Below are 21373 nucleotides of genomic sequence, written 5' to 3'. Positions count from 1 at the left end.
CGAGAGTGGAAAGCGGCGCGGCATGGGGTAACACTAAGCCTGCCTTTGGCTTCCACGAAGAGCCAATTACCAGAAATACCAGGTAGCCAATTTCGCCATGGAACTGCAACTGATCCTCGACGGCCGCCACGACCTGGTCGGCCAGCTCTATCGCCAGCTGCGCGACGCGATCCTCCATGGTCGCCTGGCCACCGGCGATCGCCTGCCAGCCACGCGCTACCTCGCCGAACGCCTGGAAGTGTCGCGCAAGACCGTCAGCGAAGCCTACGAGCGCCTCGCCAGCGAGGGCTTCCTCGAAGGCCGGGTCGGCAGCGGCACCTTCGTCGCCCGCGGGCCCGCCGGGGAAGCGCCGCCGCAGCGCGCCGACGGTCCGTTGCGGCCGGCCGCGCGCTGGGCACGCATCGAACCGCAGTCCGGTCTGATGGACCAGCGAGCACCGCTCCGCTACAGCTTCGCCGGCGGCACGACCGACAAGCGCCGCTTTCCCTTCGATACCTGGCGTACCTGCGTGCTCCAGGCGCTACGCCTGCAACAGCGCTCGCCGGCGTTCTACAAGGAAACCGAAGGCGACCCCGAGCTGCGCCTGGCGATCTCCCGCTACCTGGCGATCAACCGCGCCGTGCAGTGCGACTGGAACGCCCTGATGGTCACCCAGGGCGCCCAACAGGGACTCGACCTGCTGGCCCGGGTAATGCTCGACCCCGGCGACCTGGCGGTGGTCGAGGAACCCGGTTATCCGCCGGCCCGCGCCAGCCTGCTGGCCACCGGCGCCGAGGTGCGCGGAGTGCCGGTGGACGCCGAGGGGCTGCGCGTCGACCTGCTGCCGGACAACGCCAAGCTGGTCTACGTCACCCCGTCGCACCAGTTCCCGCTGGGCATGCCGATGAGCCTGGAGCGGCGCCTGCAGTTGCTGGACTGGGCGCAGCGCCACCGGGCGCTGATCATCGAGGACGACTACGACAGCGAGTACCGCTTCGACGGGCGTTCGCTGGAGTCGCTGCGCAGCCTCGACCGGAACGGCCAGGTGGCCTACCTCGGGACCTTTTCCAAGACCCTCTTCCCCGAGCTGCGCCTCGGCTACCTGCTGCCGCCGGCAAGCCTGCGCGAAGCGGTGCTGGCGGCGCGCAAGCTGGTCGACCGGCACAGCGAGACCTTGCAGCAACGCGCCCTCGCGCTGTTCATCCAGCGCGGCGACTTCGCCCGCCATACGCGCCGCTTGCAACGCGAATACGCCCAGCGTCGCGGGCGCCTGCTGGAACGCCTGCACGGCGACCTGAGCCCCTGGCTCGAAGCGCTGCCGGCGGTGGCCGGGATCCACCTCGCGGCGCGCTGTCGCGAACCGCTGGATGTGCTGCGCATCGCCCGTCATTTGCGCCAGCAAGGCCTGGAGGTCGGCACCCTGCCGCCCTTCTACGCGGAAACCCCGGCACAGGCCGGCTTCCTCTTCGGCTTCGGCTGCATCGAACGGGACGACATCGACCCGGCGTTGGACCTGTTGCGCGCCGAGCTGCGGCGCTAGGCTCGCTCCCGCCCATCCACGGCCGGCAACTCGGCGGCGTGCGTAGGAGCCGATCTCCCCGGCAAGAGGCTCGATTGCAACCGCGCCCATGCCCAGCGGCGCATGACGCGCCGCGTTATCCGCCCTACGGGAGGCGCCGCCCCTTGCAAAAGCCCAGCGAGGACGGCTCAGGGCTGCAGCAGTTTCGCCAGTCGTTCGCCGTCCAGGCCGAGCATGCGGGCAGCCTTGCTCTCGGCCAGTTGCTCCGCGTCGTCCTCGGGCAGGCTGGCGGCCTGGGTCGCCAGGCTGAGGATCAGCTCTTCGCGGGAAAGCACGCCACCGAACTGGTACGCCGCAGCGATCAGCCGGCGCAGCTCCAGCGGCAGCCGCCAACGCGCCCGCAGGGCCGAGCCGAAGCTGGCGCCGAAACGCCCCAGCAGCTCGTCGAGGCGCGCCTCGTCCAGCGCGCCGCCGCCATCGCACCAATCCTGCAATGTCCGCAGCAGCGCCAGGTCGCCCAGGCGATGCAGCAGCCCTGCGGTATAGCAGCGCTCGACGTCCGCGCCGAGGGCGTCGGCCAGTTCCCAGGCGATGTCCGCGCAACGTTGCGAAAGATCCCAGAAGTGCATGGCGCGCTCGGCCAGTAGCGGCTCGCCGAGCTGGATGGCCCGCTGCAGGCTGAAACCGAGTACCAGGTTCAGGCTGTGCCCGAGTCCCAGCCGCCGCAGGGCCTGGCCCAGGGTCTGGCAGGCCGGACCGACGTGCCGGGCGGCGCTGTTGGCGGCGGCGATCAGGCCAGCGGTGATCTGCGGGTCGCGACCGAACTCATCCTCCAGCACGCGCAGCGGATGCTCCTCGGCGCTCAGGCAACGATCGCTGGCGGCACGCACGTCGGCCAGCAACGGCGCCCCCTCCGCGGAGTCGCGCGCACGTTCGAGGAAAGCCTCCAGGTTCTCGCCCGCGTCCCGCTCCGGCAGCGGACAGGCGACCACTTCGTCGCCCTTCAGCAACAACCCTCGCAGGCGTTGCATCAGGTTCTCGGCCTGGAACGGCTTCACCAGGTAGGCGGTCGGCGCCAGTGCCACGGCGGCGCGCACGCTGGCCTGGTCGGCGCGGTCGCTGATCAGGATGAACGGCTGCTCGGCGACCGAGCGGCGCAGGCGCGCTTCGCGCAGCAGCTCGAAGCCATCCACCTGCGGCAGGTTCAGCTCGGCCAGGATCAACGCGAAGCGCCGGCGCCGGCAATGCGCCAGCGCTTCTCCGCCATCGCCGCAGAGGACCAGCCGGGCATCGCAACGCACGCCGAGGACCAGTTGGCCAAGCAAGTCGCGACTCCAGGGGTCCGGGTCGGCAATCAGGATGACGGGGGCCTTTTTCGCGGCACTCATGGCGTTCCTCTTCGAACCTGGCGAACCGAGCGGGACGCACCAGGCATGACAGGCGGGCACGACACGGCCCGCGGGCACACAAGGGTATGACGGACGAACACGGTGCGCCTCTAGGACCTGTCCTAATCGCCACGAACGGAACGACCGGAGGAATGCGGGAGGATTCGTATGCGCCAGGCGCCCAAGGGTAACAGGCGAAAACCGTTCGTCGGGCGTTTCGCGGAAAACCCTGGCAGAAAAAAGAGGCTTCCGTTTCCGTGAAGCCTCTGAAAGAAAGACCCGCGCGGACGCGCGGGCCTCGGGGGTATCGCTTTGCCGGTGAAGCTTAAGCGAGTTCGTCGAAGCACTCGGCCAGGATGGCCAGGCCCTTCTCCAGTTGCGCGTCGGGGATGGTGACGGGCATGAGGAAGCGGATGACGTTGTAGTAGGTGCCGCAGGAGAGCAGGATCAGGCCCTTCTCGCGCGCACGGACGACGATCTTGCTGACCAGCTCGGCGGCCGGCTTGTGGGTATCGCCGCCCTCGAACAGCTCGATGGCCACCATCGAACCCAGGCCACGAACGTCGCCGATCACCTTGTGCTTGGCCTGGATCTCGCGCAGGCCGGCCTTGAGGCGCTCGCCGACGGCTTGCGAACGTTCCAGCAGCTTCTCTTCCTCGAACACCTTCAGCACGGCCAGTGCCGCGGCGCAGGCGATCGGGCTGCCGGCATAGGTGCCGCCCAGGCCGCCGGGCGCGATGGCGTCCATGATCTCGGCCTTGCCGGCCACGCCGGAGATCGGGAAGCCGCCGCCGACCGACTTGGCGAAGGTGGTCAGGTCAGGAACGATGCCCAGTTGCTCGGTAGCGAAGAAGGTGCCGGTACGGCCGGCGCCGGTCTGCACTTCGTCGGCGATCAGCAGGATGCCGTGCTGGTCGCACAGGGCGCGCAGGCGCTGCATGAAGGACTTGGAGTTGACGTAGAAGCCACCCTCGCCCTGCACCGGCTCGATGATGATCGCGGCGATGTCCTGGGGCTGGGCATCGTTCTTGAAGATGCGCTCGATGCTGGCGATGGAGTCGTCCTCGCTCACGCCGTGCAGCTCGCAGGGCGCCAGGGCGCGGAAGATGCCGCCCGGCATCAGGCCCATGCCGGCGGAGTACGGGACCACCTTGCCGGTCAGGCCCAGGGTCATCATGGTGCGGCCGTGGTACGCGCCGGTGAAGGCGATCACGCCAGCGCGGCCGGTGGCGGCGCGGGCGATCTTGACGGCGTTCTCCACGGCTTCGGAGCCGGAGGTGACCAGCAGGGTCTTCTTCGGGAAGTCGCCCGGCACGCGCTTGGCGATTTCCTCGGCCAGCTCGATGTAGGGTTCGTAGGCCAGCACCTGGAAGCAGGTGTGGGACAGCTTGCCCAGTTGCTCCTGGACCGCGGCGATCACCTTCGGATGCAGGTGGCCGGTGTTCAGCACGGCGATGCCGCCGGCGAAGTCGATGTACTCGCGGCCTTCCACGTCCCAGACGGTGGAGTTCTCGGCGCGCTCGGCGACGACCGGGTGGATCTGGCCCACGCCGCGGGGTACCGCGGCCTGGCGACGCTTCAGCAGGGATTCGTTGGTCTTGCTCATGGCTTCCTCAGTGGCCGCTCATCGGGTCGGCCGGGTCAAAGGATGAAGGCGGGAAGGAAGCTCCCCAAGGCAGCATGCGATGATCGACTGCCTCGGGACTTGCAGGCCCGCCAGGGCTCGGAGCCGCTTCGCGATCGGCGACCGCGTCTCCCGGTTCGTCCGGTGCCACCACCGGCAACGTCGACACCGGACGGCGCAGCTCTTGCCTGCCGTCCGGCCCCTCCGGATGCGTTCCTCGCCGGGCTCAGATACCGCCCAGGCAGAGGTACTTGATCTCGAGGTAGTCCTCGATCCCGTACTTGGAACCTTCGCGGCCCAGGCCCGAGGCCTTGATGCCGCCGAACGGCGCCACTTCGTTGGAGATCAGGCCGGTGTTGATGCCGACCATGCCGTACTCCAGTTGCTCGGCGACGCGGAACACGCGGGCCAGGTCGCGGGCGTAGAAGTAGGACGCCAGGCCGAACTCGGTGTCGTTGGACATGGCGATGACCTCGGCCTCGTCCTTGAAGCGGAACACCGGCGCCAGCGGGCCGAAGGTCTCGTCCTTGGACACCAGGGCGTTCTTCGGCACGTCGACCAGGATGGTCGGCTCGAAGAAGGTGCCGCCGAGGGCGTGCGGCTTGCCGCCGGAAACCACCTTGGCGCCCTTGGAGACCGCGTCGGCGATGTGTTCCTCGACCTTGGCCACGGCCTTGGCGTCGATCAGCGGACCGGTGGTCACGCCGGCTTCCAGGCCGTTGCCGATGTTCAGCTTGGCCACGGCGGCCTTCAGCTTGTCGACGAAGGCGTCGTACACGCCGTCCTGCACGTACAGGCGGTTGGCGCAGACGCAGGTCTGGCCGTTGTTGCGGTACTTGGAAATCAGCGCGCCCTCGACGGCGGCGTCCAGGTCGGCGTCGTCGAACACGATGAACGGCGCGTTGCCGCCCAGCTCCAGGGACACCTTCTTGATGTCCTGGGCGCACTCGGCCATCAGTTGGCGGCCGATTTCGGTGGAACCGGTGAAGGTCAGCTTGCGCACGATCGGGTTGCTGGTCAGCTCGCCGCCGACTTCGCCGGCGCTACCGGTGACCACGCTGAACACGCCCTTCGGAATGCCGGCGCGCTCTGCCAGTTCGGCCAGGGCCAGGGCGGAATACGGGGTCTGCGAAGCAGGCTTGAGCACCATGGTGCAGCCGGCGGCCAGGGCCGGGCCGGCCTTGCGGGTGATCATCGCCGAGGGGAAGTTCCACGGCGTGATGGCCGCGGTCACACCGATCGGCTGCTTGATCACGATGATGCGCTTGTCCGGCTGGTGGCCGGGAATGGTGTCGCCGTAGATGCGCTTGGCTTCTTCGCCGAACCATTCGAGGAAGGAGGCGGCGTAGGCGATCTCGCCCTTGGCCTCGGCCAGCGGCTTGCCCTGCTCGATGGTCATCAGGCGGGCCAGGTCGTCCTGGTTCTCGATCATCAGGTCGAACCAGCGGCGCAGCTTGTTGGCGCGCTCCTTGGCGGTCAGCGCGCGCCAGGCCGGCAGGGCCTTGTCGGCAGCCTCGATGGCGCGGCGGGTCTCGGCGGCGCCCATCTTCGGCACGCTGCCGATGATCTCGCCGGTGGCCGGGTTGTTCACCTTGATGGTCTGGCCGTTGTCGGCATCCACCCAGGCGCCATCGACGTAGGCTTGTTGACGGAACAGCTTGGCATCTTTGAGTTGCATGACCTGTCTCCTTCGAGGAATGCCGTGAGCAGCGGGTCTACCTCGACTACCCCGCGTGCCTGGTTGTCTGGTTCGGTTGTAACCGGAAAGTGTTGCCTGCTGGTTATTCGAAAGGGCCAGCGCCCCGGTGTTCCATTTCCTGCGCCCTGTGCCAGCGGCGTCGCCGTTACCGGCCGGCCACCGTGCGCAACGGGCGGACGCGGACGAACGCGACCGCCGACAGGCGTCGGGGAGGATACGAAAGACTCGTGCGGGAAAGGGATTGCGGACGAAACGCCACGCCGGCACCACGGCGGCCCGGCAGCGCGAAAGGCCGGACGAGCGACGGGCAGGTCAGAAAGAGGTCATTCCAGGGGCACGCGGCCGGCTGAACTGATGCCAATTCCCCGGTCTCCTGTTGTTGTGGCTTTGGGGGCGTTTGAAATCTCAAACGAATCCTAGGGCCACCACTGACAAAGGGCAATACCCCGTTCGATAAAATCAACGAAAGTCGGAAAATTCTGCTGCTTTTCTGAGCACATCCTCGACGGACGGTCATTTTCGTTCGAAATCACGAACGTACGCACATGGAATGGACTCCCGCCGACGAGATGCGTATGATTGCGGCCTGCCGCGCGAGCCGCGGCGCTGCATCCGTAGCTCAGCTGGATAGAGTACTGCCCTCCGAAGGCAATACTCGTCGACTTGAGACGGGTGTCAGCTAATGGTCAAATAGACCGCTGCAACACATACGCACCAGTAGCTCAGCTGGATAGAGTACCGCCCTCCGAAGGCGGGGGTCGTGGGTTCGAATCCCGCCTGGTGCGCCATATCTGGATGATTTAAAAGCCTTTTCTCTAAGGCTCTGCCGATCCAAAGCCTGAATTGGCTAATTTCTTAAAATTAATCTCCGTGCTGATACCCAGCCAGTGGTGAGCACTGCCCGCAGCGCGCCTCTCCGACTCATTTTCGGGCTGTGCCAATTCTGTGCCTAAACCGTGCCTCAAAGTCTGGCCCCCCTATTTTGCGAGCGAGGGTTTTGAGTACTAGCTGATGGCGGTCAAAGTTGCAGCGCTGCCTAAAGCGCTGAAGATGCTCACGCTGGGTAGCCGAGTCTGGAGCAGTACTACCAGCCTGTGCGGATTCGGCGACTTGGCTACTGTCACTTTTCTGAACTCAAATCGAATCCAATCCAATCCCTCCCAGACCAAAGAAACCCGTCCTCTTCTGGAATAGCGGATGCTCCCTTCGGTCGCATAGCGAAGTGTCGCCGTTTCCCTGTGGTCTTGAGCGACCAAGTTGCCTGACATGTTTCGCATTTACAGTAGAAGTCCTGCTGCTGCCCGCGCTCGAATCGAGCCGGATGCCCACAAAGTTGGGCGAATGCTGAGATCTGTTCAATGGCATCCCCGACGGCATCAACTACTTGCGAGTTAGCTGAACCTTTGAGTGAAGCCTTCAGTTCGGCTGCTTTCTGAGCATCGACTGGCGCGAGGAGCCTGACGTGAGTAGACGAAATAGATTCAAACTGTTCCGGCCAAGCCTGGGTTAGCTTTTTGGCCGGAGTGGGCAACGCCCCCAGCTTTCGGCCATGACCTTGGAGCAACTGCCGCAACATCCACTCATCGAACAACTTCCCCATCTTCTCCACGACATAAAGGTCCAGCGGTGAGACAGGAAGACTCTGCGGCGATGCGACACTGGTTGACACGCCTGGCCAACACACGATGCGATCAGGCTCCAGACTCTCACTGATTTTTATTGACGCGCCGAACCAGGCAATCGGTACGATCCTCAAGGCAGATCCCTCTGACTGAGTTACGACCCAATCATGTACATCATGCCGGAGTACGAAACTCCGCCCTGCCCAACTGAAGACGTAATTTCCATCAATCCTTCGCAGGCCATACCGTTCAAGCGCACGCCTGATCACAAGACCAACGTAACTGACATACGCCAGTTGAAATTGCATTTGCCGCGCCAAGCGTTCTTCCGGGGGTAAGAGCCGGCCTTCTCGATCATCTTTCAACTTCTCCCAAAGCGGGGGCAGATGGCGATAGTGCGGATCGTGGTTGAGAATGTTTGTCCGGTGAACTTGGGCAGGAACCACAGATGCAGGAGGCACGAGCGAATAAAGCCCCCTTTGCTTCAAACCTCTGATTGCGCGCAAATGGGACTCCAAATCGCTGAGGGCACGCTTTCCTGCCTCCAACTGCATCCCAGTCCTGTCATCAAGATATGACTCGCCCCAAAGGCGACAAATATCCTGGCGAAGTCGAAAATGCGTCTGCTCAGAGTCTTGGAACTCCAAAGCTCGCTCCAGTCGTGAATTGACTCCGCGGATGCGAGCCAATCTCCTGGCAAGGTGTCGATCTAGGCGATCCAATAACCGCTTGTAGAGCCTGTTCTCATAGATGGCATAGTCGTCCTCGCTGAAACGTGCAAGAACCTTGCGCGGTTGCACACCGCTGAGCGTTCGCTGCTGCCAGCAATCCGAGTGTGATGCGAGGTGACTTAATGCTGAAGTCGCGAGCCGTCGAGCTCGCGCCACTGGCGCAACCAAATCGTCATATCGAAGGTCTCTGCGGGGGCGGTCAGATATTGAATGCAGATGACCATTTTTGAGTACCACCGCCAAGTCGCGCTCGAGTTCTTCGAGCGCGCATTGGTCGGCCATCTCAGAGGGCAGCAAGGGCGAGACATTTGCACCATGTGCGTGAGCGATTTTGCCGGCGATGGAAATAATCGCCTCTGCAGACAGATCGGAGACCGCCTGATCGTCGTCAGACTGATCGATAGCGAGCATCCGGGATTCAGTGTCTTGGACCCGGAGGATGCCCGAGCCATCATCCACGAGCAGATCACCGGGCTGCAAGCAGCTGTGTCCATTGACCACGAGTGGCTCAAGCAAGCAGTACCGCCCCGGTAGAAGCGCTTCGGGTAGGCGGCTGAATTTGTTACCCGTAAGGCGATCCAGAAATATCATGCCACACGTTCCTTACGGCGACGGTCTTGAGCCAGCAAGTCCATAGAACGGCGAGGCTCAGATTGCCATCCTTTCCAAACAGTCGTAAGCGCATGTTCGACGGCGGTCAAATCATCGATGGTCTTATCGAATCTTTCTGTGACCTTACCGCGCCTGAGTATTCTGCTGGCAAGCAAATGGTCCAGAGCATCTTCTTTGCGACCGCCGGCAGCCATGTAAACAGGGACAAATCGCATGGCCTGACGTTCGAGTCGATTGCCCCAACTCTGGTCAAAGCGATCCTGCAAGATGCTCGTGAGTGGACCCGTGGTCAACTCCTCCAACAACTCTGAAACCTCATCAGCGTTTTGTTCCACAGCAGCACCGAAACGCTCCATCAATGATTCATAGCTAAAGCTGGCCTTCGGCTTTGTCTCCGACTTGAACTTCGCTTCGTGGCGGGGAAGCGTCATGACATGAGCACGGTCGTAGGTTTTATCAGCGAACTCGTTCGTGGTTTCATCGTGGTTAGCAGTGCCTACAAACCAGACGTTGTGAGGAATCCGAATCTTTCGCCCCTCGACCAACATCGCTGGCGCGTTCGGCAACTGGCTCTCCGACAAACTGATCAATCGATCATTTGGGTCATTCTTTTCGAGCGCTGAGAGGAATTCAGCAAAATACTGCTCCGGGCGCGACAGGTTCATCTCGTCCAGCAAGATAATGTTGCACCGGTTCTTGTAAGCTGCGGTTTGCGCACGGTAGAGGCCTTGCAGGCAGTCGCGCTCATAGAAGCGCTTTTCGAAAGCGTTGTAGTGCCCCAGTAGATCGTCACGATCTCGCCAGCCAGCTTGGACAGCAATGTCAGTGCAATGCCCTCCCACGGCCTTGGCGAACGCCTTTGCCAGGCTCGTTTTGCCCGTACCGCTAATTCCCTGAAAGATGTGAAGCGGGCTCATGGCCAATCCGGCAATCAGTAACTGAATAACTTCGAGATCAAAATGAAGTTCTGTACCTTCCTCCGCTTGAGCGATCCGGTGCCGCAATTCAACCGAGAATTTTTTCAGATCAGGAACGTCTTGCTCCGGCAGGCTCAACTCCTTGGCCTTGCGATCCTTGATCCAATCGGCAGTGGATGCGGAATCCATCCATGCCATTTGAGGGAACGGCTTCTCAGATTGCTGTGACTGGGTTAGGTCATCTACCGTTTTGCCCAAGTCATTGAGTCTTGCACTCAAGATCTGATTGTTCTTTTCCAGAGCGCGCTTTTCTTTTTCCAGATTCTCTTTGTCACTCACGCCGAGGCGGAGGCGATGAAGCTGAGCTTTTGCATCAGCCAAATCTAAATGAACCTCGTCGAGTTGAGCCTTTTGCTCATCACGGAGCTTTCGCAGCGCCTGGTTCTCAAATTGCAACTGATCATCCTGGCTGTTTGCAATTTGATTTTCCAATTGAGTGACACGACGTTTTTGGGCAGCCAACTCGTCGAGTATCTCGCGGGCAGACCTCCCCGCCAAAGCTTCTGAGAACTCCCGGTATTGCTCTAGTTTCTGTTCAGTCGATGTCCAATCGCGGTAGACCTTTTCAAGGCGTACCTCTGCGCGTAGTCGGGCATCGGTCAATCTGGCAATTTCCTGACTGGCCTCGCGAAGTGCATCTTCGCGGATCTGTGCCCGCTCACGCTCTAGCTCTTTCCACTCAGCATCCAGTTGCCGCTGTTTTTGCTGTAGACCTCTCTCCTTGTTTGCAGTCTCCGCTTCACGCGCCATCAATTCAGATGCGCGCGCGAACTCATCGTCACGTGCTTTCTGCTCGGCTTGCAGGATGCCGAGTTGAATCTCTGTCTTCCTAGACTCGAGCTCCACGATTTCTTTCTTGAGATCACTGAGTGAGGCCACGTTTTGGGCGGCAAAACCGGAACGCGCATCCAGTTCTCGCCTTTCAAGTTCGCGCTCCTTGTCGGCCAAACTTGATTCGGACTTTTTGATTTCAACTTGCCTTTGCTTCAACTCTTCGTCGAGTTTGTGGATCTCTTCGGTTCGCTTCTTGTTCTCATCACTTCGGCGAGAGAATGCCTCCTCCTTGCGAACCAGATCCTCTGTGCGCTTCTGCGCGCCTTCATGTAGATCACGAACTCTCTTTGCGACATCAGAGATATCCGCAAGCAACCCCTCGAACTCGATTCTTTTCTCGGACTCGACCTTATTCAACTCTCTAATCTGATCTTTCTCCACTTCAGGGAGTGATATAATGGAAGTATCGCCTTGCATTGACGATGAAAGGTAGTCAATTCCAGTAGTTGCTTTCTGCCATTCCAACTCGACCGAACTTTGTGCAGTATTTGCGTTTTGCACGACTGGGGCTTTGTTTCCCTTATTGCGTTTTGCCATTTCAATACCAGCCCTTAAAAATTTGAATCCATTCGATGACAAAGTCAGCGTGCTTCATAGCTTCCTCTCTATCGATTCTCTCGCTACCTGAATGCCCGGCTCTTTTGTTTCGGTCACGGGTCATATCAAGCAGGCGAGTTAGTTGAAGTTCATCGGCGGACAACCTGAGGAAGGGGTGTGATGATTGATCTACTGTCCCTAGAAGCCCCGCAAACAACAACGCCTTCAGTGAAGAGTTACCGCGCTTTATAGCTGTGCGCACTTGATCCAATTTTTGATTCGAAAGCTCGTTAATGACTTCATCGGTAAGACAAGGAAGCTTAAGATATTTTAGGTAAGAGCTTGCCTCACCATCTTTCCAGTCCCGCTGGACTTTCCAGTGTGGCAATCGAGAAATTTCAGTTGGATATGCTTTCAACAGCCACTGCAGCACGCTTTCTGCCAGGTTGTGAGTCTCAATGAGAAGGCTCGTCACATCTTCCTGCCAAGATCTCTCCTGACTGGCAAGTACGGCTCGTCGTCTCAGAACGCTGGCGAGGTATCCCTCAACAATCGGCACCTTCCGCGACCAGTTGTAGTCAGCAAGCAGTGTCAAGTCGATCTGATTCTCCAGGGATCGGAGCCACTCCTCTGCCGACAAATCGTTCGATCTCGTCTCGCCTACCGCGTCAGCGATGTATCTTGCAAGTCCATCGTTTCGCGGCAAGACTTCCTGCAGGGGTTTGCGCAACCACGACGCAGCCTGCTGCAACCCGAATGGATCTGCAACCAACCAGGGTTGTGGCCCAGCCTCGTCGGGAAAAATCCATGTCCATAACCACATCGGCTGCGCCGAATCTTCGACGAAGCTCAGGCTGTCAATGCGGACACGTGCCGAAAGCTCGTCATCACGCTGTTTGGCGTGGTCGTGATCCGTCCGATAGCGCTGAAACGCATCAAAGAGGGCCGCTGTATCCAGTACGCCCTCTCGGAAGTGATTGAGGCGGAAGGGGCGATCCTCCTTTCCGGAATCGAGGTCTCGCAGGAACACTGGGTAACCACGTTCATCGACTCGCTTCGCTTCGATCTCTGGAAGTTCTTCAGTGAATCGCGGCAGCCAGTTCCCCGAAATCGCGTCCTGATATGCGTACCCCATGCGGACTTCCTCGCTGGCATCCTGAGCCTCTTCGAGGACACGTTCACCTTGAGAGGTGACTGATCCCGAGGTGTTCATCCAGCCGTTCGGGATTAGCTGGGTTGCAATGATGAATGCCACCAGCTCTCGGTCCAGCCCCAGCAACTCAGCCATTTCCGAACTTTCCTGGCATCTGGCCCTTGCCAGTCCAAGGACCGCCTGCTGGAACAGGTTCAACTTGAGGACACGATTTGTTGGATAAAGGACCTTCCAAACGCGGACAGGCCACAGAAGCGGCCGCCCACCCGGGGGGCGACGGACATCGAAGCGAAGATAGCGGTTAGCGGCCATGCGCCATCTCCTCTCTGCAAAGCTTGAGGAATGCAGCCAGAGCCGGGACCCCTTCCTCGGACTCGGGACCTTCGGCCATGTGTTTGGCACCGACGGCGACGAGGAGCTTCCTCTGGCGACTCATCGCCACGTTCATGCGATTTGCCAACCGCAGGTGGCCATACTTGCTGTTTAGCAATCGTTCGCGCTCTTCCCCTTCCTTCTGATCCGGAATCACCACGTCGTTAGCTCGCACTACGGACAGGAAGACGACGTCAAACTCTTTGCCTTGAAACGCGTCAACCGTGCCGACGCGCAGTCGCTCATCACCTGATTCAGTCTGCCGATAGGAGCGTGCGATTCGGAGTTCCCCATCCTCTTCCTCTGCCAAGCCCTCGTCAGCCAGTGCATCAAGTATCAGGTCGCACTGGGCGCGGTAGAAACTGATGACCCCAATGCTCAGCGACGGCCCACAAGAATCTGCAATCCGCTTAACCTCTTTTGCAATAGAAATTGCCTCCGCCCGTCTTTCATAACCGGGTTTTAGGAATCTTTCTTTCCCGTCCTGCAGAGGCACATCCAACCAAGCCGCACATTTGCCTTGGTAGCCAGGAATCGTGTGAGCGAAATCCTCCGCAGGTCGCCCCGAGTGCAAGACGTCCAATCCCTCAGATTCATAGAACTGTTTGCTGATGAAGTCACCCAGTGTCGGATGCATTCTGTACTGCGTATCGAGCATCACGACGCGCTTGATGTTGTCGACTTTCTCTTGCTCCCTAAGCTGCTTCACCAGCCGCTCAAAAAGACTCTGCTCATACGCCTTCGCTTGAGCCTCAGTCAGGCTTTGTCTCGAAATGAGTTCGTCTTCCAACTCTCGTTGAACAAGGTGAGGTAGTTGTCGATGGTCGCCGACCAGGATGATGCGACGCCGCGCCATCGCCATAGGAACGAAAAGGTCTAGAGGGTTTGCCCTGGCGGCTTCGTCGATGACAACCGTGTCGAACTCAATTCCTTCTGATGCATCTAGGTCGCTCAACTCTTTCAAACTACTCATCGCCTTACCAGCTGACTGCTGGCAGGTCGCACCGACAATGCTGGCGTACTCGCGGACCGCTCTCGCTGCCTCATTGGGGGCTTGGGAAAGTGCCGCGTGGTACGAGGCCACTACCGCAGAGATGCCACGGCGAGATTGACGCAAAGGCGCGTCGATTGCGTGCTCGATGTCGGCCAAGAGACCAAGTGCTTCGCCGCTCAACGCTTGCTTTAGCTGTGGGGGCCTGTAATCGGGGCTCAACCGATCCAGCATGGACCGCCTAAACGCAGCCAATTCAGCAAGATCTGCTTCAGTGGCATCGGCAACCGTTGAAAGTCGCTGGAGCAAGCCCCATTCCGAATCTTGAAGTTTGACGTTGCTGCGCCGCAGCGTGCGCTCAAGCTGGTGAGCTCTGTCCGGCCCGTCGTCGGCGAACCCGATAGAACTGGTGCGCAGAGCCCTCAGCAAGCGCACAAGCCCAGCAGGCTCATTGGCCTGACGCTGGGTTTCGACTCTCTTCTGCTGGGCAAGAAACTCATCCCATCGGTCCTTAATTTGGGCCGGGAGACGAACGTCTAGATCGAACAGCTGACGCAAAAGGACATCAATTTGCTCGAACTGTGTTTGGCGTTCCTGTGCCGACATGCTGGCGAGTCTCAATGCTGTGATACGTCGATCTAGCTCTTCCAATGGTTGAGTCAGCGGTTCATTCAGCCGAATCGCGTCGAGTCGCACAGAGATTTCTTTCCGTTTGCGTTCACACCAAACACCAATGGGGTCGACACCGCCTTCGTCACGGCGCCCTCGACCGCCAATTCGAACGGCAGGCAAGCCAAAGACTTCTGCACGATTCAGGGCGTTATCGACCGCATCGTGCTGGTAACTGCTAATCAGCACTTGGTGCTGCAGCGAGTTTTCCCCGAGTGTTTCGGCAAGGCGCCGCTGCAAAGCTGCAATGACCTGAGTCTTACCTGTTCCTGGTGGGCCAACGATAAGTGCGATATCAGGTGTATTGATCGCCTTCTCCAGCGCCTCAATCTGCCGCTTGGTCGGAACACCCTTGAAGCAAGATTTGGCGTAGCTGGATAAGCCGTCGAGCTGACGTCGCCGGGCGCTTGGCGGAGCCACCCCTTCCAGCAAGTAGCTCAGTTGCGGCAGTCGCCGTCCTTCATTGATAGATTGCCTTGCGCGTGCACGACGGGTCTGTACGGCTTCATCACCCGATAGTGAGTAGTAGATGAACCCCTTGGTTGGGGGGCGTTCTGAGCGTCGGTCCTGGCTCGGAACCAAGACCACGCCATCCCGCTCGAACCGCAATACACCACGAACCGGGCGACGGCGTGCTCGGTCAGCTCTGCCCGGCACGTCATCAACCTCGGAATCAAGATCAAGCTCCCGATCCCCAAGCTCCACTTGCGTCGTGTTCGCCAGCCCCAAAGCTTTCCATCGTTTCCGGAAATCCCTTAGGTGATCCGCATCAACTTTTAGAAACCAGGCCCACAGTTCACCTTCGACCAGCTCCGCACTCTTGAAGCGAAGAGAACCCAGTTCCCTCGCACAATCTCGAGCCTGCTCCCATTCGAGCGCACCATACTCTTGCCATAAACGTAGGTAGCTGCCGTTGTCGCGCAGCGCAGCATCCAAAAGTGCGCGTTGCTCTGTACTCTGGAGACGCACGGCGACACTGGCATCTTGGAAAGAGATCTTGCCAACGGCCATCGCTACACGTGCTGTAGCCCCCTTGAGACGAGTGACGCTCATCAGTTTCAGCACGCCAGCATCTCGTTTGACGTTGCCGCGCCAGCCTGCACCAAACAGAACGAAACTCTCATCGGAAGCGTTGTCGAAGCGGCCAAGAAAAACACGATCCATTTCTGCGGTCGGTGCTTTTTCAGCTGAGATGAATTGCTCATTCAACCAACCAACTGCAGTGGGTACGTCTGGAGCAGAAATCTCACCCCTGCTGGCCAATTGCTCCGCAATGGCCTCATCAACAGAAATCGCCATATCCAGCTGGATATGCTCAACCAAATCCAACGATTGAAGGTGGAGGACCTCGCCATGCCGATGTCTTAACACCCACAACGTCAGGCCTCGTTGGACCTGAAGCGCAGTTCTATTTTGGCGTCCTTCTGCTTTGCCGACGCAAACGGAGTTGCCCTGTCGGAGAAGATAGTCATTACCGTGTGCCTGTACTGACACGGCCTCACCGATTTGCCAATCGGCTCCCAGGTCGTCACATGTGAACTGGGCAAGTTCTCCCGACAGAAGAGGAAAGTCGCAGAGTTTCATCGTTGCCTCACCAGTTGAAACGCCAAACGACGTGCTCTTCTTCTACTGCGCCTAGGTGGAGCCAAAAAGACACTCCTGAACGACTGTCTGACTTGAGCCGCTGCCGACGTACAACCGGGACGACTTTGTCATCAGATGCTCTCTGCAAGGAAACTTGCGTACCGGTTGATGGCTCTATCCACAACCCATCCTTAGCAAGTTCGACAGTGCATAGCGGACGGGCATCCGCGTACAGGGACGTCCCCAAAGGCAAAGTCTTTAACTCGGTAGGGCTCATACTCAAAACCATCGCCTTGCCTGTGCGAGTCCAGCACTCTTTTCGAATCAACGACTCTGGAACATCTTCCGGCAAGCCCTCCCGGAGCAGATCCGGAGGCATATAGCGATATTCCTGCAAGAGGATCGTGCGATTCGTGTCCTGGGCGTGATCGCAAAATGGACAGATGTGCTTCGAGGTGTAGAAAAACGTGCTGCCGCAAGACTCGCATTGATCGCAATGGCCTGTGGCAGCCTCGAAGGCATCTGCCCACTCATTCAGACTTGGCCGCTCACCCGGATTGTTCAGCCCGGCATTTAAGCATCGTTCAAACAGCGCACGCAGTGGCGCATTGAGCGTGATTTCGCGGGGAAGACCTATCGACAAGGCGTTGCTGCGATCAACTGGGTGATCTACCCAAGGGAGTTCGCCTCGGAGGGCCGCCTCTTCACGCTCGGGCTCACCTTCAAGCACAACGTCCCCCTTGAGGGGGTGAACCAGCGTGAGGATGCGATACGCCATGACCGCAAAACTCCAGCTGTCGGTCAGTGTATTGATGCCGGACTCTCCCCTCAGAATCTCTGGAGCCCCGTAATCAGGGGTGAATACACCTTGCTGACCGTCACGCGACTGACTCGCAACGTTGTCGGCGTCGATTAACCAGACTTCGGCGTACTCTAGTGACTGCGATACGAAGACATTTGCAGGAGAAAGATCGCCATAGGCGAGTCCTCGACCATGCAGATCTGCCAGCACCCGAGCCAGTCGCGCGAGCATCTTCAACCGGCGCAACAGACCGCCTGTCTTCACATAACCGGATAGGCCTTCATCTGACATCAAGGCGTCCGTCGCCACCTGCATCAGTTCAGTCATTGGGGCCAGTCCATCCATCAGTTCCATGACGTAACCGGGCTGCGGCTGCGTAATGAGAGCTTGTGGATGAGCGATTGGAAGGCCCTCAAGTGGCTGACGCATAAGTGCGCGAATCTTGCTCGTCCAACTGACTCGCTTTTCTTCTGTGGTTGCACGCGCGACTTTTACGAGAACGTTGGGGTAGTTGGTCGTGCAAACGATCCCTTGACCGCCTTCCCCGATACGCCCCGTCAGCTCATAGGACTGACCATGTTGGTCCAGCACGGTCCTGTTTTTCTTTGGCGTTTCTGGTGTTGCTGTGCTCATTCAGACGTCCTAAAAATGGCCACGAGTGTTTTGTCGTCGCTGTGTAAGGGTGTGGCCCAGTCATTCAGTTCAGACTGCAACCAGCGCCTGCCTCTGCGCCGATTCCGAGTGCTCACGTCTTGATAAAGCGCATCAAAGAAGTCGGCAAGATGGGCAGGTTCGAGGTCATCGGCCACGCCATCTGTCATCAGGACAACGCCATCACCCGGCTCGGTGAATCGGCCTTTCGTATAGCTCCATTTGTCCTGCAGGTGTGTGGACTCAAGTGCCCAAGTCTGATTGCCATAGGCTGTGCGCTCTGGCGTGACGCGACGGAACTCGCCCGCGCATTTCACCAACAGAAGACCATCACCCAATTGGGCTGCATGGACCTCGCCTTGATCTGTCACGCGGCCGAACAGCAACGTGGTCGCGGCGTCCCGAGGAGTTGTCGGACCAATCCCTTTAAGCCATTGCTGATGAATCAAGGGCAGCGTTGTCGGCAGATCGAAACTGCTCGATGTGGCGCGCAAGATCCGCCGGGTAACTTGGCAGGCACTACGTGCCCCCAAATCACTACGTGCTCGCGATCCCAAACCGTCTGCTGCAGCCGCAATCCAGCCACCACGGCAACCCGCCAGAACCATCGCGTCCTGATTTGGCTCGCCCAGATCCAGGTGTCGGGGGCCGATGACGCTCGCGCCGCAGGCAATAAACCTCATTGGAAGTCGAGGTCCAGCGCGTCATCATCCGGGGGCGGGACAACGAATGCGGTTGAGACGTCTGGATTTTGGCTTGCCGTGCGAGTGGTCACACTCATGGTCACTGCACGGAAGAAACGGTGGATGTCCCGGGCGTTGTGGGCCTTGAAAATAGGAGCCTCTGCGTCGTTCGCAAAATCCTTCAGCATTGCTTCATCGGCATCCGGCCCAATCGCCATTGCAAGACGGGTCGCTTTTTGTGCCCGTTCGGAGTCGCGAAGAGCCTTGAAAGGACCCTCCCAGTCGTCGGTCGGTTGTCCATCAGACAACAAAATCAAAACGGGGCGATAGGCTCGGGAGGGGATGCGATCCTTGTCCTCCAGCAACTGACGAGCGAGATCAAATGCCGCACCCATCGGCGTAGCACCGGCAGCCTGAAATTCCGAGACTCCAGTTACGCCATGCGCTGCAACCAACGGTAGATGCATCTGCGCCTTTCCACCGAAGGTGATCAAGCCCACTTGGATTTCGGCGCGCAGACGACTCTCCTGAGCGAAAGTTGAGACCATCTCCTTCATGGCCGCATTTAGCGCCTCGATTTTGCTGTTCTCCCCCATGCTTCCGCTTGTATCAGCCAGAACAATCACAGGGAGAGGACGGGGCGTCGCGGCAGCGAATTTTTTGAGACTACTCATCTTGTTTGTCCTTTGATCAGGCTGATTATTCTTACTCAGGCTTGGTTTCTTGGGTGGTGAAGCCGGCGCCTTGGTGGAGCGCATCGCGAGATCACCGACATATCGACTCACGATGTCTTCCTGGTATTTGGCAAAACCCATGACCTAGCCTCCTATTCATAAAAGTTCTTGTCATAAGTGGGCACGACGGAAGGCCATCTTCACCCTTGGTGATAATTCAGTACGATTAGGAACTAGCGAAACGCATGCCAACTGCATAAATTCATATTAATCAATAAGTTAAGTTTGAGATAACTTGATCGCCACCCGAAAACCAATAAACTTATTTACCAATATGAAAATTTTCTTACTTTTTTGGTTGCACCTGACTACTACACCCATGACTTCCCCCAATCCTGCGCGCAGAAACCTTCCTCTTGCACAGCCGACATCCACTCAGGACGTACTCGCCCTACCCAACTGCGATCACAATCCCCAGTAATACTGCTTGATCTTCTGCGCCATCAGCCGGCGGCGTTCGGTGAGGAAGGTTTCGAACTGCTCAGGCTGATAGGCAGCGAGGTCATCCGGGAGGCAGTTGGCCGCCAGGTTGGCCTTAAGGTCATCCAGGCTGATGATCGCACCATAGTGCGCTGCGCCTTGCTGACACTGGTCAAAGACCTTCGCCATATAAGCGGCCGGGGCGGTATCGCCGATCTTGATGTTCACTTCCTGCTGCACGTACACATAGTTGGCCACCTGGTTGTACTTGCTTCTGAGCAGCCCCCGCTGCTTGAGGAAGTTCTTCGGGAAGATGTGATGGATATCGCCGTGGTGCGTAAGCATGTCACGCACGGTGATGTCCTTGGACAGGAAGCCCTTGTCACCCCGATTAGCCTGCGCGGCCCAGAACACCTTGATTGCCGGGGCGTTCACTGAAGAGGTGTTCAACGCCTGCGGCAGACCGAAGTCCCAGAAGGCATCAGACAGTTCAGCCGCTTCGATATCAGACAGTACGTCAGCAAACGCTCGCTCGTGTACGGCCTTGATGTCCTTGTCGAACCGGGACTCCGGCGAACCCGAGTAGCGCCCGGTGAGCAGCGACATGACGAACCAGCGGCGCACCCAGCTTTCGATATTGGGGTTGTTGCCCAGGTCGCGCTTGAGCTTGAGGTACAGCACGTAGGCGAAGTTCAGCGCATTGACCGAGCCAATCATCGAGCTGTCCACGTAGCCCGCCGAACGGATGATCATCAGGAAGCGCTTGAAGTGCGTTTCATTGATGAACTCCCTGACTCCTTCGCTCAGGGTCTTAAAGGATGCTTCTTCGATTTCCTTCTCGTAGCTGCGGGTTTCGAAGTTACGGCCCGAGAGCAGCCCAACCAGATCCGACAGCCGTCCACGGTTGAACTTGGTGGTGAAGGCTACGCGCAACATGTCCGAATAGCTGGGGTCGTAGAGGTCGTCGTTCTCACTCTTCAACCAACGCATGGCGCGGAAGTAGTCGGTCTGCACAAAGGCCTTATCGTTGTTCTCGATATGTGCGTAGAACTCGGGCGCGATGGAGAGGTGGCAGAAGTAGTCGATGGCCTTGCGCAGGGTGTTGCCGTCGAACTCCTCGTTAGCAGCGATCTTCGACATAACGAAATCCGCTTGGCTGAGCACCACACCCTTGGAGTTGATGCGGATAAAGATCTCGGTAACCGTCTCGATATCCAGATCCGCCGCCAGCTCGATCAGGCCGATCTGCTTCTTGGTGATATCGCACAACCGGTCCAGGCGCTCGTAAAGCAGGTCTTCATCGACATCAGGGTTTAGCTCCAGGTAGTCACGACCGACCTTATGCGCCTTCAGTTCACCGCTAACGATGGGCGCGATATCGGCAAACCAGGCTTTGTCCTTCTCGATGGCCGGGTTGCTGACCTCGAAGCGTTCTTCGATGGGGTGGAAGGCGATGCGGATACGCACCTGCTGGTAATCCTGGTTAACCACCTGCTGCCCGGCGATGGCGGCGGTCAGCGCCGTGACACGCTGCTGACCATCAATAAGCACCTTCTTGCCCTCAGCCAGCGAGCCATCTTTCAGCTTCACCGTCGGGTTGCGCCAGGCAATGATGTAACCGACCGGAAAGCCCTGATACAGGCTGTCCATCAGGTCACGCACCTTGGTGGCATCCCACACAAAAGGCCGCTGGATTTCCGGGATTGCGATCTCCCCGGATTTAACCCAGCTCAGCAGAGTTTCAATCAGGTGTTGGTTAACCGAGTATTTCTGTGCCGACATAGCGTATGTC

General features: G+C 59.0%; 12 protein-coding genes and 1 tRNA gene. 2 read left to right on the top strand and 11 right to left on the bottom strand.

Going from position 1 to position 21373, the window contains the following annotated elements; translation table 11 throughout:
- The first annotated feature begins 97 nt into the window (after nucleotides 1-97).
- Nucleotides 98-1519, top strand: a complete 1422-nt coding sequence (pdxR, locus tag ACTJJX_RS12865; protein ID WP_003106262.1) for a MocR-like pyridoxine biosynthesis transcription factor PdxR — start codon at nucleotides 98-100, stop codon at nucleotides 1517-1519.
- 167 nt (nucleotides 1520-1686) lie between these two features.
- On the opposite strand, the gene ACTJJX_RS12860 is transcribed toward pdxR, so the two are convergent.
- The 3 genes from ACTJJX_RS12860 to gabD all read right to left on the bottom strand — a co-directional run bounded on the left by ACTJJX_RS12860 (nucleotide 1687) and on the right by gabD (nucleotide 6188).
- Nucleotides 1687-2886 (bottom strand): HDOD domain-containing protein, encoded by a 1200-nt coding sequence (locus ACTJJX_RS12860; protein WP_003084206.1) that lies wholly within the window; start codon nucleotides 2884-2886, stop codon nucleotides 1687-1689.
- 325 nt (nucleotides 2887-3211) lie between these two features.
- Entirely contained in the window at nucleotides 3212-4492 is a 1281-nt protein-coding gene (gabT, locus tag ACTJJX_RS12855) for a 4-aminobutyrate--2-oxoglutarate transaminase (protein ID WP_003106268.1), read from the bottom strand.
- A 244-nt stretch (nucleotides 4493-4736) separates the two neighbouring features.
- The gene (gene gabD, locus ACTJJX_RS12850; protein WP_003106269.1) at nucleotides 4737-6188 is read right to left on the bottom strand and encodes an NADP-dependent succinate-semialdehyde dehydrogenase; all 1452 of its coding nucleotides are present in this window, start codon (nucleotides 6186-6188) and stop codon (nucleotides 4737-4739) included.
- 732 nt (nucleotides 6189-6920) lie between these two features.
- On the opposite strand from gabD, the gene ACTJJX_RS12845 reads away from it, so the two are divergent.
- Nucleotides 6921-6997, top strand: a tRNA-Arg gene (locus tag ACTJJX_RS12845).
- 332 nt (nucleotides 6998-7329) lie between these two features.
- On the opposite strand, the gene ACTJJX_RS12840 is transcribed toward ACTJJX_RS12845, so the two are convergent.
- The 8 genes from ACTJJX_RS12840 to ACTJJX_RS12805 form a co-directional block, all read right to left on the bottom strand.
- Nucleotides 7330-9153, bottom strand: a complete 1824-nt coding sequence (locus tag ACTJJX_RS12840) for a DUF2357 domain-containing protein (protein WP_146537852.1) — start codon at nucleotides 9151-9153, stop codon at nucleotides 7330-7332.
- Entirely contained in the window at nucleotides 9150-11522 is a 2373-nt protein-coding gene (locus ACTJJX_RS12835) for an AAA family ATPase (RefSeq protein ID WP_146537853.1), read from the bottom strand. Before ACTJJX_RS12835 ends, ACTJJX_RS12840 begins: the two co-directional genes overlap by 4 nt.
- Before the next feature lies 1 nt (nucleotide 11523).
- The gene (locus ACTJJX_RS12830) at nucleotides 11524-12810 is read right to left on the bottom strand and encodes a hypothetical protein (RefSeq protein WP_146537854.1); all 1287 of its coding nucleotides are present in this window, start codon (nucleotides 12808-12810) and stop codon (nucleotides 11524-11526) included.
- A 166-nt stretch (nucleotides 12811-12976) separates the two neighbouring features.
- Nucleotides 12977-16291, bottom strand: a complete 3315-nt coding sequence (locus ACTJJX_RS12825) for a DEAD/DEAH box helicase (protein WP_146537855.1) — start codon at nucleotides 16289-16291, stop codon at nucleotides 12977-12979.
- Between the two features lie 7 nt (nucleotides 16292-16298).
- Nucleotides 16299-17726, bottom strand: a complete 1428-nt coding sequence (locus ACTJJX_RS12820) for a protein kinase domain-containing protein (RefSeq protein WP_146537856.1) — start codon at nucleotides 17724-17726, stop codon at nucleotides 16299-16301.
- Complete coding sequence (locus ACTJJX_RS12815) at nucleotides 17723-18427, bottom strand: PP2C family serine/threonine-protein phosphatase (RefSeq protein WP_146537857.1); 705 nt, start codon at nucleotides 18425-18427, stop codon at nucleotides 17723-17725. Before ACTJJX_RS12815 ends, ACTJJX_RS12820 begins: the two co-directional genes overlap by 4 nt.
- Nucleotides 18424-19242 carry a vWA domain-containing protein gene (locus ACTJJX_RS12810; protein ID WP_260565443.1) on the bottom strand — a complete coding sequence of 273 codons (819 nt, stop codon included), beginning with the start codon at nucleotides 19240-19242 and terminating at the stop codon, nucleotides 18424-18426. The genes ACTJJX_RS12815 and ACTJJX_RS12810 overlap by 4 nt, the downstream gene beginning before the upstream one ends.
- Nucleotides 19243-19566: 324 nt before the next feature.
- Nucleotides 19567-21363, bottom strand: coding sequence for a GmrSD restriction endonuclease domain-containing protein (locus ACTJJX_RS12805; protein WP_146537858.1), 1797 nt, complete (start codon nucleotides 21361-21363; stop codon nucleotides 19567-19569).
- Nucleotides 21364-21373: the final 10 nt, after the last annotated feature.

The sequence above is a fragment of the Pseudomonas sp. 22490 genome, assembly GCF_052044465.1.
GTDB lineage: Bacteria > Pseudomonadota > Gammaproteobacteria > Pseudomonadales > Pseudomonadaceae > Pseudomonas > Pseudomonas aeruginosa.
Note: the sequence above shows the minus strand (reverse complement) of the source record. Positions and strands in the feature narration are given on the sequence as shown.

Excerpts from the sequence above, each read along its gene's own strand:
- pdxR (WP_003106262.1), top strand. The coding sequence starts at position 98 with ATGGAACTGCAACTGATCCTCGACGGCCGCCACGACCTGGTCGGCCAG.
- ACTJJX_RS12860 (WP_003084206.1), bottom strand. The coding sequence starts at position 2,886 with ATGAGTGCCGCGAAAAAGGCCCCCGTCATCCTGATTGCCGACCCGGAC.
- gabT (WP_003106268.1), bottom strand. The coding sequence starts at position 4,492 with ATGAGCAAGACCAACGAATCCCTGCTGAAGCGTCGCCAGGCCGCGGTA.
- gabD (WP_003106269.1), bottom strand. The coding sequence starts at position 6,188 with ATGCAACTCAAAGATGCCAAGCTGTTCCGTCAACAAGCCTACGTCGAT.
- ACTJJX_RS12840 (WP_146537852.1), bottom strand. The coding sequence starts at position 9,153 with ATGATATTTCTGGATCGCCTTACGGGTAACAAATTCAGCCGCCTACCC.
- ACTJJX_RS12835 (WP_146537853.1), bottom strand. The coding sequence starts at position 11,522 with ATGGCAAAACGCAATAAGGGAAACAAAGCCCCAGTCGTGCAAAACGCA.
- ACTJJX_RS12830 (WP_146537854.1), bottom strand. The coding sequence starts at position 12,810 with ATGGCTGAGTTGCTGGGGCTGGACCGAGAGCTGGTGGCATTCATCATT.
- ACTJJX_RS12825 (WP_146537855.1), bottom strand. The coding sequence starts at position 16,291 with ATGAAACTCTGCGACTTTCCTCTTCTGTCGGGAGAACTTGCCCAGTTC.
- ACTJJX_RS12820 (WP_146537856.1), bottom strand. The coding sequence starts at position 17,726 with ATGAGCACAGCAACACCAGAAACGCCAAAGAAAAACAGGACCGTGCTG.
- ACTJJX_RS12815 (WP_146537857.1), bottom strand. The coding sequence starts at position 18,427 with ATGAGGTTTATTGCCTGCGGCGCGAGCGTCATCGGCCCCCGACACCTG.
- ACTJJX_RS12810 (WP_260565443.1), bottom strand. The coding sequence starts at position 19,242 with ATGGGTTTTGCCAAATACCAGGAAGACATCGTGAGTCGATATGTCGGT.
- ACTJJX_RS12805 (WP_146537858.1), bottom strand. The coding sequence starts at position 21,363 with ATGTCGGCACAGAAATACTCGGTTAACCAACACCTGATTGAAACTCTG.